General features: G+C 48.9%; 2 tRNA genes and 3 rRNA genes. All 5 read right to left on the reverse strand.

Annotated features, from left to right (window positions below):
* A 23S ribosomal RNA gene (locus tag PAEVO_RS00010) occupies positions 1-199 on the reverse strand; the annotation flags it as partial.
* 296 nt (positions 200-495) lie between these two features.
* Positions 496-571 (reverse strand) — tRNA-Ala (locus PAEVO_RS00015).
* A gap of 93 nt (positions 572-664) precedes the next feature.
* Positions 665-741 (reverse strand) — tRNA-Ile (locus PAEVO_RS00020).
* An 11-nt stretch (positions 742-752) separates the two neighbouring features.
* A 5S ribosomal RNA gene (rrf, locus tag PAEVO_RS00025) occupies positions 753-869 on the reverse strand.
* 132 nt (positions 870-1,001) lie between these two features.
* Positions 1,002-1,114 (reverse strand): 16S ribosomal RNA (locus tag PAEVO_RS00030); the annotation flags it as partial.

Here is a 1,114-nt window from a genome sequence, read left to right on the forward strand (position 1 = left end):
TCAGTTCCCTGGGTATGCCTCCTCGCATCCTATGTATTCAGATACGGGTAACTAGCTATTACACTAGCTGGGTTTCCCCATTCGGACATCCCCGGATCGAAGCTTGCTTACAGCTCCCCGAGGCAGTATCGTTGTTCGCCACGTCCTTCTTCGGCTCCTAGCGCCTAGGCATCCTCCGTGTGCTCTTAGTAGCTTAACCAATTGCTTCAGTTTCGCGCCATTCGCTCTGTTTGTCCGTTTGTTTCCTGATCTACTAAACGAGTTAATAGGTGGAAACGAAACTTCCAAAGGATCGACTGTCACGAATCTTCCGCTGCTACCGTTTTATTAAACTTGTTTTGACACAAGTTCAGCTAAAAGGATATTTCTAATTGCGCAAATTCGTTTCGTTATCTAGTTTTCAAGGATCAATCCCAGTCTTTCGACCGGAAGATTATCATATCACATGATATCTTGCAGTTCAACCTGCAATTTATGGAAGCGATATGAAGTTTATGGTGGAGCCAAGGGGGATCGAACCCCTGACCTCCTGCGTGCAAGGCAGGCGCTCTCCCAGCTGAGCTATAGCCCCATAATTCACCCCAAAAGTGAAATATGGCTTCGAGGTTTATTCCGATTACTCACCGGATGCCTCGCCACTTACCTTATGAAGTTAGTATTTATATGGTGGGCCCTAGTGGACTCGAACCACCGACCTCACCCTTATCAGGGGTGCGCTCTAACCAGCTGAGCTAAGGGCCCATATAAAATACGCTTGGCGACGTCCTACTCTCCCGGGACCCTTCGGTCCAAGTACCATCGGCGCTGGAAGGCTTAACGGTCGTGTTCGGTATGGGTACGCGTGGAACCCTTCCGCTATCGCCACCAAACGTATTCATGGTGAAAGAATTGATCTTTCAAAACTGACCAACGAGTGAGTTGGTTGACTTCAATGAAGTCTGTACGATGATTTGCGTCATCGTTATTTGAATGTCTTCGTTGCAGAAGACGATTCTCCATAGAAAGGAGGTGATCCAGCCGCACCTTCCGATACGGCTACCTTGTTACGACTTCACCCCAATCATCTACCCCACCTTCGGCGGCTGGCTCCCGTAAGGGTTACCCCACCGACTTC

Source organism: Paenibacillus sp. GM2FR (genome assembly GCF_002803325.1).
Taxonomy (GTDB): Bacteria; Bacillota; Bacilli; order Paenibacillales; family Paenibacillaceae; genus Paenibacillus_AQ; species Paenibacillus_AQ lautus.